Raw genomic sequence first — 16,082 nt, 5'->3', positions numbered from 1 at the left:
CGCGAGGCGCCTTTTTTGCTATGGACTGTCGTTTCAGGCCATTTGCGTGTGGAGCAATTGCAGGCGCTTGCGTTGCATTTTCAAGGCATATTCCAGTTCCTTGAAGCGGCTGCGAAGGGTGGCATGCTGCCAAGCTTCGGTCAGGTTGTGTTGCAGCTGTTCCTTTTGTTCGTTTAGATTTTGCTGCAGGGCATCCTTCTGGGCGCATAGCGAGGCGCGTTTGGCCTCCATCCACTGTTGGCTGACGGTGTTCCAGTCGGCCAGCGTTTGGCGAAATTCCTGGTATTCCTGTTCCAGAAACTCACGCAGCTGCGGCGCTTCCGCGGAGCGATTGCGCAGTGCCTGCTCCGCACGCTTGAACTGCATGGTGAGTACCGCGCGCTGAATCTTGAAATCGGGCACCTTTTTTAGATCCCAGGTCAGGCCTAGCCACGACGCCGACTTGATCAACCACTTGGTGGGGTCGTAGTGCCACCAGCGAATGCCGTTGCGGTAGTCGTGCTGAAAAATATGGTGGTAGTTGTGGTAGCCCTCGCCGTAGGTGAACAGGGCCAGCAGATCGTTGTCGCGGGCAGTGTTTTCATCGGTATAGGGACGGCGGCCCCAGAAGTGGGCCAGTGAATTGATGAAGAAGGTGGTGTGGTGGCTGACAACCAAGCGCAATACGCCGGCCAGCAGCACATGCTCAAGCATATTGCCGGTGACAAAGCCCAGCAGCAGAGCCGGAAGGAAGTTCATGACCAGTACGAGTGGCAAGTAGTTGCGGTGCTGCCACATCACAATTTTGTCGCGCTGTAGATCGCGGGCGTTACTGAAGTCTTCGCTGCTGGCCGGATAGTCGCGCAGCATCCAGCCGATATGGGAAAACCACAGGCCGAGTTTGGCCGAATAGGGGTCGTGTTCGACGTCGTCGACATGGCGGTGGTGGCGGCGGTGGCCGCTGGCCCAAACTAGAATACTGTTTTGGGTTGCTGCGGCGCCAAACAGGGCAAAGAACAGGCGCAAGCTCCAGTGGGCCTTGTAGGTGTTGTGCGCCCACAGGCGGTGGTAGCCAGCAGTGATCGACATACCGTTGGCGCCCAGTACCAGGGCAAAGGCGATCCAGCCAGTTGCGGTAAAGCCTTGGCTGATACCGTACCAGGGCACCCCGATCGCGGCGATCAGGAATGTGCTGCTAAATAAAATGGTTTGCAGCCAGAGCAGAGGTGGTTTGTTATCGTGCTGTTGTGTTGCGGGGGTCTCTTCGGGCATGCGGTCACCATTGCGAGGAATAATACGTAGATTGCCTGAGCATTTTATGCGGGCCAGTTTACCTAATGCCTAACGGCAATGACAGTTACCAAAAGATGACACTGCGGATGGCTGAGTATTAGTCTGCATGTGCAAGTGGCTTGCCGGAAATACGGAGTAGGGCGGATAGCTTGTGATGGTCTTCACAGTGAGGAGTAAATCTTGAGTCTTAAAGTTGGGATCGTCGGTGCCGGCAGCATCGGTTGTTATGTTGGTGGCGCGCTGATTTTAGGCGGCGCAGAGGTGCATTTTTTGGCGCGACCGCGGATGGTCGACGAGCTGGCCGAGCACGGTTTGACGATCAGTGATTTTCGCGGTTTGCGGCATCACATCGCGGCGACAAGCTTAAATTTGCATACCGAGGCGGCCGCCCTGGCGGCGATGGACTGCTTGATTGTGACGGTAAAGTCGGCGGACACCGACACCGTGGCCGCGCAGCTGGCCGACGTCGTCGCGCCCCAGGCGGCGGTGGTCAGCTTGCAAAATGGCATCGATAACGCCGAGCGCCTGTGCGCAGCCCTGCCGGGGCGGCGCGTGCTGGCGGGGATGATTGCTTTCAATGTGTTGCACCGAGGTCAGGGGTGTTTCCACGCCGGCACCGATGGCGCGATTATGGTTGAGCAGCGGGGGGTGTTGTCTCAGTTGGGGGATTATTTTTCGGCCAGTGGTACGCCCTTTGAGTGGCAGCGGGATATGCGCGCTGTGCAGTGGTCTAAGTTATTGCTTAATCTCAATAACCCCATCAATGCCCTGTCGGGATTGCCACTCAAGGAGGAGTTGTCACAGCGGGCCTATCGCCGGTGTTTGGCACTGCTGCAGCGTGAGGCACTAATGGCTATTCGCGCTGCCGGCATACCACTATTGCGGCTGACGGCCGTGCCGCCAGCGTGGCTGCCGCGGTTGTTGGTGTTGCCCGACGGGGTGTTTCGCCGCCTGGCTCAGCCGATGCTGGCGATGGATCCATTGGCGCGCTCGTCGATGTGGGAGGATTTGCAGCGGGGGCGGCGCACGGAGATCGACTGGTTGAATGGCGAAGTGATCCGCCTGGCCGATCAGCAGGGTACGCCTGCGGAAGCTAATCGCCGTTTGGTGGCACTGGTGAAAGCGGCTGAGCAAGGTGGGCGCCGCGATTATCGCGGCGAGGAGTTGCTGGCCCTACTGAGTTAGCTGGCGCTTACTGGGCGCTGATGCGGTGGCTTTCCGCCGGACTGGTTACTCGCCGCAGGCCGCCGGGATAGCTGACCACTAAGCGCCCGCCCATGATGCGATAGTTAAATTGCTCTTGCCACTGCCCATCGGCGTTGCTGTAGTGGATTTTGCCGTTCTCTGCCTTCCATTGCTGGCTGGGGGCTTTGTCACAGGGGTCGCGGTATTGCGATGGTTGGCGGCTGTCGACCATATAGGTTGTTTCACAGACGGTGCCATCGGCGCGAAAGTGTATGCTCCACTGCTCGCCCATATAGGGGTTGCGGGTATTGATGCCCAGCTTGGTGTCACTGTTCCAGGTGCCAATAATGGTGTCGTCGACGGGTGCTTGCTGTTGGCCGGCACTCATCAAAAGTTGTTGGCCGGCAAGGACTAGGCGCACGGAATTATCGCTAATACGCTGTAAGCTAAAGGGCTTTTCCTCTGCCATGGCGCCGCCATACAGCGGTTTATAGCTGCCAGTGATGGTCGTGCCTTCGATGCTGCCCAGCAGCATATGGCGATTCAGGGCGTCGCCCATTTGCAGTTTGGCGCTGACCATTGACGGAAAACTGCGACTGCCATCTAGATACAGTACCCAGGTTTGACCGCTGACGGTGGCGGTATAGCGGTCGTGAAAACCGTCTATTGCCGCCGTCGCGAGCGCGGGTGCCAGGGTAAGGCTGAGTAGCAAGCCGAGCAGAAAAATCTCGGGTGTGCTCTGTTTCATCTATCCCCCATAATAATTATTTAGCGTCGGGGCCATCTTATTTGCCACACTTTATAACATTTGCGCCGTAATGCCGAGTCTTCTGTTTGGACGAGGCTTGGAGGTGGCTATGCCTTGGCTTGGCGGCCGCTGAACCAATCGCAGACGGTGTCGGGTGACGACGAAAAATACCAGTGTACGAAGCTGGCAACCGTATTGTGGTGGCGCAGGATCAATTCACCGCGGCGACCGTCGGCATAGCTGCTGCGCGCTGCGTCGGTGCTGTCCTGGTCTTCGTCGATAATGCTGGCGTAGTGGAAGGTGTGACCGCGCAGCTGCGTGCCGGGCAGCGCTTGGTAACCCAGCCCGGCCAGGCGCTCATTGACCTTGGCGCGCAGGGGGAAGATGCCACAGAGGTCGGCCTGCTGATCACTATGGCTCAGGCTGTCGAGTAAGTAGAGCATGCCGCCGCACTCGGCGAGGCAGGGTTTCTGCAGCTCGATATGTGCGCGAATGGCAGAGAGCATGCTTGAGTTAGCGGCCAGTTGTTCAAGTTGCAACTCGGGGTAGCCGCCCGGCAGGTAGAGCGCGTCGCAATCGGGCAGAGCACTGTCATTCAGCGGCGAGAAAAAGTGTAGGGTCGCGCCCTCGCGCTGCAAAAAATCCATGTTGGCGTGGTAAATGAAACTGAAGACTTGGTCGCGGGCTACCGCGATGCGCATACCGCTCAGGCGGCCTCCTGGTTGGCTGGCGTCGGGTTGGTTGAGGCTGTTGTCCTCGACCCGCAGAGTGCCCCAGGGTAGCGCTTTGGCGATCTCGCTAAGCTGGCTGGCCATGGCGTTGGCGGCACTGCGGGCGATGGGGTGATTTTCGCTACTAATGCCCAGGTGGCGTTCGTTCACCGCTAAGGTTTTATCGCGCTTGATGCTGCCAAGCATGGTCAGCGGTGCGCGAATACTGTCGCGCAGCATGTCGGCGTGGCGATCGCTGCCGACCTTGTTGGCAATGACGGCGGCAACATTGACGTCGGGGTCGTAGTTGGCAAGTCCGTACATGAGAGCGCCAAAGGTTTGTGCCATGGCCGAGGCGTCGGCAACCACACAGACGGGGATGCGGTAGTCGCGTGCCAAGCGCGCCACTGAGTGTTCGCCGTCAAACAGCCCCATAACGCCTTCAATAATAATATCGTCGACGTCATGCTGGGCGCGGTGCAGCTCGTTGGCAATTTCACGCTCGCCGAGCATCCAGTAATCCAGCTGGCGGACTTCCAGTCCAGTTGCGGCTTCAATAAATTGTGGATCGAGGTAGTCGGGGCCCATTTTGTATACGCGCAGTCGGCGTCCGCTGTTGGCTAAGGCCATGGCCAGGCCGGCAGTGACGAGGGTTTTGCCGTGTCCGCTACCGGGGGAGGCGATGATAATAATTCTGCTCATGTTGGTTTTACTCTGCACAGGGCGCTTGCGGCGCTAAAACGACCGCAGCACTGTAACAGAATTTTTGACGAGAGAGGGGGCATCGCGCCGCAGCGCGATGGTCTTAGGAAAGCAGTTTGAGTGCCAGCCAGGGGCTGAGGTTGAAGAAGATAAAAAGCACCTTAAACTGCGCTAACCACTGGGCGTAGAGTAGTCTCAGGCGCGGCACGGGGATATGTAACAGGCGACTCTGATAGCGCAGCAGTTGCGGTGGCGCAAGCAGTAATAGCGCGCTGCTAACTAGCAGTAGCCCACCGTTGATTAGACAGCAGTAGTAGAGCAGTGCTTCCAAAGCGAGTAGGCTCATGCTGGCGCCCCAAAGTTTAGAGTGGCAATTTGCCGGTGAGTAAGTCCTTGGCCATTACCCAGTCGCCGATAAAACTGTACAGCGGGTGCTGGAAGGTGGCCGGTTTATTTTTCTCAAAGAAAAAGTGACCCACCCAGGCGAAGCCGTAGCCCACCACTGGCAGTAACCACAGCAAAGCGTATTGCCCGCTGCTCAGACTGTAGGTTAACAGGCAAAGGACAAGCAGGCTGCCGACCAGGTGGAGGCGCCTGCAGATGCGGTTTTCATGCTCGGCTAGGTAGTAGGGGTAAAACTCCGAAAAGCTACTAAATTGTTGTTTGTTGGCGTCACTCTGCATGGCGGTATCCTCAGCTGTCATATCCGGGGTTTTGGCGGTCTAGGCGACGCAGCAGGCCGGGCCAGGCGAGGCCGCCAAACAGGCCTTTGGTAACGATTTGCGCGGCTTCTTTCACGCCCTCGACAATTTCCGGCTGAACAGGTATCAGTTCCCGGCTGCCAGCCAACGCTCGTACTTGGATCATACAGCTGGCTTCGAAAATGTACATGGCCAGGAAGGCGTCTGCGGGGGTCATGCCGACGGTCAGCAGACCGTGGTTGCGCAGCATCAAAAAGGTGTTATCTGCCAAGTCTGCGACGAGGCGCGGTTTTTCCTCTTCATTGAGGGCAATGCCCTCGTAGTCGTGGTAGCCCAGCGATGCCAGTACCAGGGTAGCTTGCTGGGAAATAGGCAGGATGCCCTCGCGCTGCGTCGACACCGCCACGCCGTTTAACGAGTGCGTGTGCATCACGCAGTGGGCGTCTTCGCGGGCGGCATGAACGGCGCTGTGTATCGTGAAGCCGGCAGGATTAACCGGGTAGGGAGAGTCCATGACCTTTTCGCCCTGTTGATCGACCTTGACTAGCGAGGATGCGGTTACTTCCTCAAACATCATGCCGTAAGGGTTGATGAGAAAGTGGTTGTCGCTGCCGGGCACACGTGCGGAAATATGGGTAAATACCAAGTCGTCCCAGCCAAATAGTGCCACCAGTCGATAGGCGGCAGCTAAGTCGACGCGCAATTGCCATTCTTCGGCACTAAGCTGTGATTTAATCTCTGCTGACATGAGTGTGCTCCTGCATGAACTTTATTAAAGTAGCTCTATTGTGTGGGAGTTGGGGCAGTGACAACTGTCATGCAGTTGACAGTTGCTGGTTTTTCTTTCGCTTTAGTGTAGTGGAGGTCGATTGATCGACAAGCGCGATATATTGCAGGGCAATCCCCTTATGGTGGGCTTGCCCGCCGAGGCGCTGGATGCGCTGCTGGCGAAGTGCAGGCTGCGACGGCTGGTTGATGGCGAGTATCTGTACCGCCAACACGAGGCCGGTGAGGCCATGTATGGGGTGCTTGAAGGCCGCATACGACTTAGCAACAGCAGTCGTGATGGCCGCGAGTTGCTGGTGATGCTGGTTGAGCGCGGCGATTGGATTGGCGAGGTGTCGCTGTTCGATGGTGAGCCGCGCAGCCACGACGCCTATGCGGTGGGTGATTCGCTGCTACTGATGATTTCGCGGGCCGATCTCGACAGCTTGTTGGAGGCTCAGCCGCAGCTATACCGTTATTTTTTGCCGATGCTGTGCCGCAAATTGCGCCTGGCCCTGTCCTATGTGGAGGTGGCGGCGTTGTATCCCCTGTCGGCGCGCTTGGCCTTGCGGCTACTGGATTTGCAGGCGCACTACAGCGCCGGTGACGGCGAGGTGATGGTGCCCCAGGAGGATCTTGCGAAGATGCTGGCGGTGTCGCGGCAGGCGGTCAGTCGCGAGCTGAAGCGCCTGGAAAAGGCCGGGGTAATTGCCCTGGCGTACGGCAAGGTGTGTGTGCTTGATAGCGATGCCCTTCGCCGTGAGGCCGAGGGTGGAGCGGTGTAACGCCAAGCGCTGCACCGCTGTGTGGGGCTTTAGAAACTGTACACCAGTGTTACCGCAGTCTGGCGGTCCATATGGACATTGCTGCTGGGCACCACTTCGTTGTACTCCATGGTGTAGCTGATTTTCAGGCCAAAGCCGCCGACGATTTTGGTCTTCAGCGAGGAGACTGATTTGCTGACGGTATTGTCTGCGCCGCGCTCTACCGACAGGTTTTGCTCAAAGGTGGCCGTCTCTGAAACCTTGGCGACTAAATCGGTGGATAGACGCAGAATGGCCTCTTCGGTCTTGCCGTCAACACTGGCACCACCGTTGTCGAATTCACTGATGCGGAAACCGGGGCCAATTTCGGCGTCCCAGGACAGACGGCCGTTTTTTAATAATCTACGGCCGTAGCCGCCAGCGAGAGTGGCCTGATAGACGTAGCCGCTAAAGCGGTCTTTGTCGATAGCGGCATAGCCAAAGGTGTAGTTAAACTCGCTGACATCGTAGGACAGGCGGTCCGACAGGAAGTATTGTTCTTCCGAGCGCACACCTTCCACTTCGCTGTTTTGCGCGTTGATCTTGGTGACATTCGTCCACAGGCCGTGTTTGCGGCTGGCGCTGCCTTTGGCCAGGACACTGGTTTCGTTGCTGTTTCCGTCGGTTTGGTAGTAGCCAAATTCAATATCGCCTTGCCACTTGGGCGCTTGCTCGGCGATTGCCGCATTGGCGGCCAGCAGGGAAAACAGCAGGCTGGTGTGGATTTTCATGTTGGTTCCTTTGTGTGTGCAGGGCAAAAGTTTCTGCGTGTGCATGGTAATCAGCCGCGGATTCAGGTCAATAAAAAAGGGCGACAATTGCCGCCCTTTCTCTGGTATTTCTACCGATTGTGTCAATTGTCCTTGTGAAAGTGCACATCCATTTGCGGGTAGGGAATGCCGACACCGGCGGCGTCGAAGGCGTTCTTGATGTTTTCAGTCAGTTGCCAGCGGGTTGGCCAGTAGTCGGCTGTTTTTACCCAGGGTCGGCAAATCAGGTCCACCGACGATGCGCCCAGCGCACTTACCGCAATCGTGGGAGCAGGGTCGCTGAGTACGCGCGGATCTTCACTGACAAGGCGCTGCAATATTTCCTTGGCCTGGCGCATGTCTGCGTCATAGGAAATGCCTACCACCAAGTCGATACGGCGGCGCGGCTTAACACTGTAATTAGTGATGGCGCCAGACATGATCTGAGCGTTGGGGATGACGATACGCTTGAAGTCGCCGGTGACCAAAATGGTAGAAAACAGACTGATGGCTTCCACCGTCCCAGAGCAGCCCGCGGCATCGACCCAGTCGCCCACACGACAGGGTCGGAAAGCAATTAGCAGTACGCCGGCGGCGAAGTTGGCCAGCGAGCCTTGTAGTGCCAGGCCGATGGCCAGGCCCGCAGCACCGAGGGCGGCGATCACCGAAGCGGTTTGAATACCCGCGTGGGCCAGCGCAGGAATTAATGCGACCGCGAGAATGATAAAAAACACCAGTTTGCTGATAAAGGCGTTTAATGTCGCGTCAAATTGCTTTTTTTCTAGCGCCGACTTGGTAAAGCCGGAGAGCAGTTTGGCCAGCCAGTAGCCGACGACGATGATGGCCAGCGCGCCTGCAGCGCGAATGCCCATATCAATGGCAGCGGGGCCGTATTGTTCGATTAGTACTTGTGGATCCATGCAATCCCCTTAGTCCATGTTGTGGTGTGTCGTCTGAGTATAGTCAGCTTGTTCAGTCGTCAGTAGCGCGACACGGCGTAAACCGTGTTGCTACGGCAGCTGCGCGCTGTTGGATCACCGGCCGTTGCCGAGGTTCCCCATTGCCGACCTAGAAGGGCCAGGTTGTCGATTCCGCGCCACCGTCTACTTCTATAATTTTTCCGGTGACCCAGCGCGCTGCAGGCGATGCCAGATACAGGGCGGCAGCCGCGATATCTCGCGGTTCTCCCAGGCATTTCATCGGCGTAAGGTCGGCCATTTTTTGCCGGGTTTTGTCGTCGAGGAACTGTTCCAAGGCCGCGGTGACAATGGTGCCGGGCGCGATGCCATTGACACGCACTGCCGGGGCGAAATCTGCCGCCAACAGACGTGTGAGCTGAGTGAGGGCGGCCTTGGCTGTGCCGTAGCTGCTAAAGCCCTGCTGGGCATAGCGGGCTGAAGCCGAGGTGATGTTGATAATATTGCCGCCGCGTTTCGCCAGTTCTGGTTGCGCCAGACGGCACAGGTTAAAGGCGCTGGTGACATTGAAGTCAAAGTCCTTGTTAAAGGTTTTGGCATCGGTTTTAAGCGGGTCATTTGGCCAGGCCCCCCCGGCGTTGTTGACCACGATGTCGACGCCGCCGAATTCGCTGACGGTGCGGTCCAGCAGTGCCTGTAACTGCGCTTCGTCGCTGACATCACAGACGTGGGCAACCGCCTTGCCCGCTGTGTCCTGACACTGGGCGGCGGTGTTATCTAGGTCAGCCGCGGTGCGTGCCGCGCAAATGACGGTCGCGCCGGCCTCTGCGAACTGCAGGGCAATGCCGCGGCCTATCCCCCGGCCTGCGCCAGTCACGATGGCGACGCGGCCCTGTAGCGAAAACAGTGAATCGATGTGCATATTTGCAAACCCCCTCGGTGTGTTAGGTGACGGCATTGACGACCAGCATCGTCGTTGTCGTGTGACACAGCAATAACATAATTGCACGCGGCGGCGGACAGTTGGCCGTGGTTTGCGATACTGGACTTGCAACTCACAAATGAAAATGATTATCATTTGTTTTTGTGATGAGTCGGCTGAACTGGGAGTACGGGATGGGAATACGGTTTTTGTGTGAAAGTCACCGCCAGCAATTGCAGCGCAGCGAGGCGGTTGCCATGCAGCGCTGGGAGGAATGGATGGAGGCTGGCCGCGAGGCCTATGCCCAGCGCGAGTGGCTGCCGGCGCTGCGGTACCTGGGGTGCTGTTTCGAACTCAGCGAACTGATGTTGGCGACGACAAATCAGTCGCTGTTGCATAACTTGGATCGCCACATGCTGTCGGGACATTATCTGGCCGAATGTTTTGCTCGTTGCGGCGACACAGACTTGCAGCAGCACTGCTTGCTGGCGGTGCACCACCGCCTGTTGCAGACTTTGCGCAGTCCCGCGGGGCAGGGCCTGGCGCTGCGCCAAAATGTTGAGATCTCTTTGCAAATGTTAGAGCGCTATTACCGCAGGGCCAATCGCTTGGATGAATTGAGTCACTGTCAACGCGAAAGTCAGCGGCTACTGCGCAGCCACTGCCACTGACCATTAACGGCTCTATTTTTGTTTGTAGGCGTGGCGCCTTGCTCTTGCTATGCTGATCAGAGCGAGCACAGGAGTATGGCTATGGATCCCAAACACCTTCATGAGCAACTGACCCGTTTGCAAAGTGAGATTGACGACCTGCCGGTAGACCAAGGTGAACGTGCCAAGTTGCATGCCCTGGTGGACGATATCGATCGCGAGCTGGGCAGTGGCCCCGAGTTGGTACTGGCGGACAGCGGCATTCAGGAGCGCCTCGATGAGATGGTGTCTACCTTTGAAGTCGATCATCCGACGGTGGCCGGAATTCTGAAGGATATTATGGTTAAACTGGCCAGTATTGGCGTTTAGTTTTTGTCGCGTTGCATTCAGAGCCTGCTGCATACACTCGTTGTTGCCGCTTAGGCTGAGCGCGCTGAAAAATATAAAGTATAGGGGGCGATCCGCCTCCTCGGTGGCGCGCTAGTGCTTGTCGGTATTTGCGCTTGCTGTCCGGGCTCGCTTGTTACTGCCTGCAAGGCCGGCGTGCTGGGGGCTTTGGCTCAGAATGGGGGCCGGTGGCAGCGCAATACACAATGAGGAGCTTACATGACGGATATCACCCCCAGTATCGACCCCCGGCGTGAGGATTTGCCAGCGTTGCTTGCGCGCCTGCCCAGTGGCCAGCCTGTTGTTATGCTTAATTTACTGCGTTTCCGCGAGCGTGCGGAATACCTGGACAGTGACGAAGAGGTCAGTGGCGTTGAAGCCTACCAGCGCTACAGCGAGCGCGCCGGCGCTTTTGTTGCGGCGGTGGGCGGCGAACTGCAGTGGCTGGGCAGTGCGCGCTCGCCGCTGATTGCGCCCCCCGGCGAGGACTGGCACAAGGTCATGCTGGTACGCTATCCGAGCATAGAGAAATTTGTTGAGATGCTGCGCGACCCCGATTACCAGGCGATTACTTTTCACCGCACGGCGGCGCTCAGTGATTCGCGTTTAATCGCTTGCCTGGAAGATTGAGCGCCGCACCGCGGCGATTTAAGTTCGATAAAAAAATAATAAGGGTGGCAATGACAATGCCTAATTCTCCGGCGGGCTATCGCAGTGACCGCCGCGCCTACTACGCGCTGTTTGTTCTGACGATTGTCTACAGTTTTAATTTTATTGACCGCCAGTTGCTGGCGATTCTGCAGGAGTCGATCAAGGCCGAGTTGTTGCTCAGCGACTCGCAACTCGGGCTGCTGACCGGCTTTGCCTTTGCGCTGTTCTACGTCACCGCCGGTATCCCGATCGCCCGCTGGGCCGACGCCGGCAATCGCCGCAATATCGTCGCCCTGGCGGTGTTCGTGTGGAGCTTTATGACGGCGCTCAGCGGCTTTGTGCAAAATTATTTGCAGTTGTTGCTGGCGCGTATCGGCGTGGGTGTCGGTGAGGCGGGCGGCAGTCCGCCGTCGCACTCGATGATCTCCGATTTGTTTCCCGCCGAGCGCCGCGCCTCGGCCTTGGGTTTTTACTCTACCGGGGTCAGTATCGGCATCCTGTTTGGCTTTTTGATGGGCGGTTGGCTGAATGAGTTTTTTGGCTGGCGGGTGGCTTTTTTAGTGGTCGGCGTGCCGGGAATCCTGCTGGCATTGATTGTGCGTTTCACTCTGGTCGAGCCGCGCCGCGGCCTCTCGGAAGCCCGTGGCGACAACCCCGAGCCGGTGCCGGTTGGCGACGTGGTAAAGCTGTTGTGGTCGCGGCGCAGCTTTCGGCATATGGCCTGGGCGGGGGCGCTCAGCGCCTTTGCAGGCTACTCGGTGGCGAACTGGTCGGCCTCCTTTATGATTCGCAGTTACGGTATGAGTACCGGCGAGCTGGGCACCTGGCTGGCCTTGATCATTGGCGTTGGTGGAGCCGTGGGGGTATTCGGCGGCGGCCTGCTGGCCGACAAGTTGGCGCGCAAGGATGTGCGCTGGTATGTGTGGCTGCCGGCTCTGGCGGGGGTGGTTTCGCTGCCGTTTGCCGCCGGCGTCTATTTAGTTGATAACGCCTATGGGTCCTTGCTGCTGATGATCGTGCCGGCGATCCAGTCCAATGTCTTTCTCGGCAATACGCTGGCGATCAGCCATTCGCTGGTGGGCCTGCGCATGCGCGCCATGGCCTCGGCGATTTTATTTTTTATCTTTAATCTGGTCGGTCTCGGCGCCGGCCCCTGGTCGGTGGGCTTTCTCAGTGACCAGCTGGCACCGAGCCTGGGCGATGAGTCGCTGCGCTATGCCATGCTGGCTTTGGTGCCGTTGATGGTGAGTTTGTCTGCCCTGCATTTTTATTTAAGCAGTCGTCATCTCAAGGCCGATTTGGCGGCGGCGCCGCCCTGATGAGCGCGCCTGCGGTACCGCCAACCAGGTTGATCGCGTACACTGCCACGCAGTAATCAAAGACAGGTGGCGATGGACGCGATCGATCCCAAGTGGACAGTGAACAGCATCAGCGTGCGCAGTATTGTGCAGGCGGTTAACGCACTGGGCGGTGACAGCGAGGCAATGCTTCGCGAAGCCGGTATTGATGCCGAGCTGTTGGTCGAGGCGGAAGCCCGCCACTCGGTGGCGGCCATGCACCGCCTGTATCAGTTGGCCGCCGCCAGTTGCGGCGATGATATTGGTATCTACGCCGGTCGGGTCGACTATATCAGTCGCCTGAACATGCAGCTCTACACCTGTGGGGTGTGTGAAACCTTCCGCGACTACCTCAATCTGATGCCCAGCGTACTGCATTTTGCCGGGGATATCGGCGAGGTGCGTATTCGTCGCGATGATGAGCGCCTGCGCCTCGATTGGCTGCCGCTGTGGCAGGACTCCAGTCGCTGGCGCTTTCACAGCGACTGCCTGCTGACGACCTCGGCCAATATTGTGCGTTCGCTGTGTGTGCGGCCGATTCCCATGCTGCGCGCCGACTTCAGTTATCCCGAACCAGAAGATACCGCGCTGCTGGAAAGTGTATTTGCTTGTGAGCTGCATTTTTCTCAGCCGCGCAGCAGTCTGTATTTTGACAGTGCCAGCTTGGATTATCGGCTGGTGCAGTTAGATGCCGAGTGGAGCATGGCGATTCGCCAGTCCACCCAGCACCTGTTTGGTGAAGGCGAACCCGATCCCATGCTGCGCGCCCTGCGCAACACGCTGATTAAAATGCTGCCCGCTGGCGGCGTTACCATCGATAAAACGGCTCAGGCGCAGAATATTTCGCGGCGTACCTTACAGCGCCGGCTGGCCGACAGCGGCACCCAGTTTGGTCAGCTGCTGCAGGAACTGCGCGCTGAATTGGCCCTGCAATACCTGGCCGATGAGCGATTGAGTATTACCGATATCGCGCTGCTGCTGGGCTATGCCGACCACGGCAGTTTTTCCAGTGCCTTTAAAAGCTGGTTTGGCCGCTCGCCGCGAGAATACCGCCGCGCCTGACGCGGATATTGGCTATCTGGCACCAAATCCCCCCTAGTCTGGCACCAAATCCCAAGCGCTCGCCGCCAGAGCTTATAGACTGAGTCGAAGATGATAAGAATGACTCAGGAGCTTTTATGTCACTGGATTTTGACAGCGCCCGTTTACACAACCCCCACCTCACCGCCGAGCACCAAGAGTGGCGCGCCCAGCTGCGCAAATTTGTCGATGCGGAAATTGTGCCTTATCTGAATGATTGGGAAGAGGCGGGCAAGATACCCGACGAGCTGTGGCCTAAGGCGGCCGAAATTGGTCTGCTGCAACTGGGCTACCCCGAGGAGTACGGCGGGATTTCTGAGGGCATCGATCAGTGGTACGCCAATATCGTTAATGAAGAGCTGACCCGCGGCGGTTCTGCCGGCGGTCTGGTCAGCAATTTGCTGGTGCACGGCATCGGTTTGCCGCCGGTCACCAACTGCGGCAGCGAGGCGCTAAAGCAAAGGGTGGCGCCGGCGGTACTGGCCGGTGAAAAACGCATTTCGCTGGGCATTACCGAACCCTCCGGCGGCTCGGATGTGGCCAATGTACAAACCACCGCCAAGCGCGACGGCGACCACTATATTGTCAACGGCAGCAAAACCTTTATCTCGGGGGTGATGGGCGCCGACTGGGTGAGCACCGCGGTGCGCACCGGCGGCGAGGGCGCGGCGGGCGTGTCGATGTTGTTGATTCCCACCGACTTGCCGGGCGTGTCGCGCACAGCACTCGATCGCAAGCAGGGCTGGTGGTGCGCCGATACCGGCACGATTTATTTCGACAATGTGCGGGTGCCCGCCGATCATCTGATTGGCGAAGAAGGCCACGGCTTTCTGGTGATTATGAGCAACTTTAACCCCGAGCGACTGGCCTTGATTGTCACCATGGAGGCGGCCTCCAGAGTCTGTCTGGAAGAAGCGGTGGAGTGGGCGCGCAATCGCAAAACCTTTGGTAAACGCCTCGCCGACCACCAGGTGATTCGCCACAAAATTGCCGCGATGAAACAGCGCATCAACGCCACCCAGTGCTATCTCAATTTTCTCACCCAGGCCTATATCGAGGGTCGCTGCGACCCTGGTGATCTGGCGATGGCCAAGGTGCAGGCCAGCGAAACCATGGAGTTCTGCGCGCGCGAGGCCAGCCAGATACTCGGCGGTGCCTGTTACCTGCGCGGCAATCGCGTGGAGCGCTTTTACCGCGAAGTGCGCGTCAATGCCATCGGCGGCGGTTCCGAAGAAATTATGCGCGAACTGGCATCGCGCCAGTATCGACTATAAGGAGTGAGCATGACGATCCATAAGCCCAAACTGTGGCACTGCTATCCCTCGCGCTCGCTGCGCCCACTGTGGGCGCTGGAAGAGATGGGGATCGACTACGAGCTGGTGTCATTGCCGTTTCCACCGCGGCTGTTTCAGCGCGAGTACCTGCAAACCAACGAGCTGGGCACGGTGCCGTTTTTCCGCGATGGCGACGTCGAAATGACTGAGTCCACCGGCATCTGTTTGTACCTGGTGGAGAAATATCAGCGCTTTGATCTCGGCCTGAAGGCCAGCGAGCCGGGCTATGGCGACTATCTGAACTGGTTGTTCCACAGCGATGCCACGCTGACCTTTCCGCAGACCATTGTGCTGCGCTACTCCCAGCTCGAGCCGCCTGAGCGGCGCCTGCCTCAGGCCGTGGAAGACTACCGCAAGTGGTATCTGGCGCGCCTGAAACGCTTAAACAGTCATTTGCAGGGCCGCGACTACCTCTGTGACGGCCGTTTTACCATTGCCGATATCGCTGTCGGTTATGCCTTGTACCTGGGTAAGGGCCTGGGACTGGAGTCATTCTACGAACCCCATGTGCAGGCGTATTTGGCGCGCTTAATGGCCCGCCCGGCGTTTCAGCGCGCCGAACCGATGGGCTCTAGCCCCGACAGTTTTGTCGCCACCCCCTATCCCTTTGAAGGCTGTTTTTAACAGTCGGACGCTTATTGGAGAAACTGATGATTTTGACCGAAGAGCACCAGAAACTGCGCGACACCGTGGCGCAGTTTGTCGACAAGGAAATTAATCCCCACGCCGACCTCTGGGAGGAGGAAGGTATTTTCCCCGCCCACGAGCTGTTTAAAAAGATGGGCGACCTCGGCTTGCTGGGCATTTGCAAGCCGGAGGAGTACGGCGGTCTGGGGCTGGATTACAGTTATCAGACGGTGTTTTCCGAGGAGCTGGGGCGAATTAAAACCGGCGGCGTGTCGATGGCCATCGGTGTGCAGACCGATATGGCCACGCCGGCGCTGGCCAAATTCGGCAGCGATGAGTTGCGCCGCGAGTTCTTAGTTCCGGCGATCGCCGGTGACGCCGTGTTCTCTATCGCGGTGAGTGAGCCCCACGCCGGCTCGGATGTGGCGGCGATAAAAACCAGCGCGCGCAAAGACGGCGACGACTATGTGATTAACGGCACCAAGATGTGGATTACCAATTCCACCCAGGCCGACTACCTCTGCCTGCTGGCCAATACCAGT

At 58.1% G+C, this 16,082-nt stretch carries 19 protein-coding genes; 10 read left to right on the top strand and 9 right to left on the bottom strand.

Going from position 1 to position 16,082, the window contains the following annotated elements:
- Positions 1–33: 33 nt before the first annotated feature.
- Positions 34–1,251, bottom strand: a complete 1,218-nt coding sequence (locus ABYM29_RS07010; RefSeq protein ID WP_372863895.1) for a fatty acid desaturase — start codon at positions 1,249–1,251, stop codon at positions 34–36.
- 201 nt (positions 1,252–1,452) lie between these two features.
- Between ABYM29_RS07010 and ABYM29_RS07005 the strand changes: the two genes are divergently transcribed.
- Complete coding sequence (locus tag ABYM29_RS07005) at positions 1,453–2,457, top strand: 2-dehydropantoate 2-reductase (protein WP_372863893.1); 1,005 nt, start codon at positions 1,453–1,455, stop codon at positions 2,455–2,457.
- 7 nt (positions 2,458–2,464) lie between these two features.
- Here ABYM29_RS07005 and ABYM29_RS07000 read toward each other — a convergent pair whose 3' ends face one another.
- The 5 genes from ABYM29_RS07000 to ABYM29_RS06980 all read right to left on the bottom strand — a co-directional run bounded on the left by ABYM29_RS07000 (position 2,465) and on the right by ABYM29_RS06980 (position 6,066).
- On the bottom strand, positions 2,465–3,205 hold the full coding sequence (locus tag ABYM29_RS07000; protein WP_372863891.1) for a lipocalin family protein: 741 nt from the start codon (positions 3,203–3,205) through the stop codon (positions 2,465–2,467).
- 107 nt (positions 3,206–3,312) lie between these two features.
- Complete coding sequence (locus ABYM29_RS06995; RefSeq protein WP_372863889.1) at positions 3,313–4,617, bottom strand: cobyrinate a,c-diamide synthase; 1,305 nt, start codon at positions 4,615–4,617, stop codon at positions 3,313–3,315.
- Between the two features lie 103 nt (positions 4,618–4,720).
- Positions 4,721–4,963, bottom strand: coding sequence for a DUF6868 family protein (locus ABYM29_RS06990; RefSeq protein ID WP_372863886.1), 243 nt, complete (start codon positions 4,961–4,963; stop codon positions 4,721–4,723).
- Positions 4,964–4,979: 16 nt separating this feature from the next.
- Entirely contained in the window at positions 4,980–5,300 is a 321-nt protein-coding gene (locus tag ABYM29_RS06985; RefSeq protein ID WP_372863884.1) for an Mpo1-like protein, read from the bottom strand.
- 10 nt (positions 5,301–5,310) lie between these two features.
- Positions 5,311–6,066 carry a class II aldolase/adducin family protein gene (locus tag ABYM29_RS06980; protein WP_372863881.1) on the bottom strand — a complete coding sequence of 252 codons (756 nt, stop codon included), beginning with the start codon at positions 6,064–6,066 and terminating at the stop codon, positions 5,311–5,313.
- Between the two features lie 121 nt (positions 6,067–6,187).
- On the opposite strand from ABYM29_RS06980, the gene ABYM29_RS06975 reads away from it, so the two are divergent.
- Complete coding sequence (locus ABYM29_RS06975) at positions 6,188–6,868, top strand: Crp/Fnr family transcriptional regulator (RefSeq protein WP_372863879.1); 681 nt, start codon at positions 6,188–6,190, stop codon at positions 6,866–6,868.
- A gap of 29 nt (positions 6,869–6,897) precedes the next feature.
- On the opposite strand, the gene ABYM29_RS06970 is transcribed toward ABYM29_RS06975, so the two are convergent.
- The 3 genes from ABYM29_RS06970 to ABYM29_RS06960 form a co-directional block, all read right to left on the bottom strand.
- On the bottom strand, positions 6,898–7,617 hold the full coding sequence (locus ABYM29_RS06970) for a YdiY family protein (RefSeq protein WP_372863876.1): 720 nt from the start codon (positions 7,615–7,617) through the stop codon (positions 6,898–6,900).
- 122 nt (positions 7,618–7,739) lie between these two features.
- A complete protein-coding gene (locus ABYM29_RS06965; protein WP_372863873.1) occupies positions 7,740–8,555 on the bottom strand; it encodes a mechanosensitive ion channel family protein in 816 nt (271 codons plus the stop codon).
- Positions 8,556–8,703: 148 nt separating this feature from the next.
- Complete coding sequence (locus ABYM29_RS06960) at positions 8,704–9,474, bottom strand: glucose 1-dehydrogenase (protein ID WP_372863870.1); 771 nt, start codon at positions 9,472–9,474, stop codon at positions 8,704–8,706.
- Positions 9,475–9,668: 194 nt separating this feature from the next.
- Here ABYM29_RS06960 and ABYM29_RS06955 point away from each other — a divergent pair, with 194 nt between their 5' ends.
- The 8 genes from ABYM29_RS06955 to ABYM29_RS06920 form a co-directional block, all read left to right on the top strand.
- Positions 9,669–10,145, top strand: a complete 477-nt coding sequence (locus tag ABYM29_RS06955; RefSeq protein ID WP_372863868.1) for a hypothetical protein — start codon at positions 9,669–9,671, stop codon at positions 10,143–10,145.
- An 81-nt stretch (positions 10,146–10,226) separates the two neighbouring features.
- Positions 10,227–10,493: a DUF4404 family protein gene (locus ABYM29_RS06950; RefSeq protein WP_372863865.1), complete on the top strand. Its 267-nt coding sequence runs from the start codon at positions 10,227–10,229 to the stop codon at positions 10,491–10,493.
- A 237-nt stretch (positions 10,494–10,730) separates the two neighbouring features.
- The gene (locus ABYM29_RS06945; RefSeq protein ID WP_372863862.1) at positions 10,731–11,141 is read left to right on the top strand and encodes a DUF1330 domain-containing protein; all 411 of its coding nucleotides are present in this window, start codon (positions 10,731–10,733) and stop codon (positions 11,139–11,141) included.
- Between the two features lie 56 nt (positions 11,142–11,197).
- On the top strand, positions 11,198–12,481 hold the full coding sequence (locus ABYM29_RS06940; RefSeq protein ID WP_372863860.1) for a spinster family MFS transporter: 1,284 nt from the start codon (positions 11,198–11,200) through the stop codon (positions 12,479–12,481).
- Positions 12,482–12,553: 72 nt separating this feature from the next.
- Positions 12,554–13,561 carry an AraC family transcriptional regulator ligand-binding domain-containing protein gene (locus ABYM29_RS06935; RefSeq protein WP_372863857.1) on the top strand — a complete coding sequence of 336 codons (1,008 nt, stop codon included), beginning with the start codon at positions 12,554–12,556 and terminating at the stop codon, positions 13,559–13,561.
- 116 nt (positions 13,562–13,677) lie between these two features.
- A complete protein-coding gene (locus ABYM29_RS06930; RefSeq protein ID WP_372863854.1) occupies positions 13,678–14,853 on the top strand; it encodes an acyl-CoA dehydrogenase family protein in 1,176 nt (391 codons plus the stop codon).
- Between the two features lie 9 nt (positions 14,854–14,862).
- On the top strand, positions 14,863–15,537 hold the full coding sequence (locus ABYM29_RS06925; protein WP_372863851.1) for a glutathione S-transferase family protein: 675 nt from the start codon (positions 14,863–14,865) through the stop codon (positions 15,535–15,537).
- Positions 15,538–15,563: 26 nt separating this feature from the next.
- Positions 15,564–16,082 (top strand): acyl-CoA dehydrogenase family protein (locus ABYM29_RS06920; protein WP_372863848.1); only part of this gene is annotated, 519 nt, incomplete at its 3' end.

Origin of the sequence: Spongiibacter sp., assembly GCF_041602295.1 — a bacterium.
GTDB lineage: Bacteria > Pseudomonadota > Gammaproteobacteria > Pseudomonadales > Spongiibacteraceae > Spongiibacter.
The sequence above is the reverse complement of the archived record's forward strand: the minus strand, read 5'-3'. Positions and strand labels throughout refer to the sequence as shown.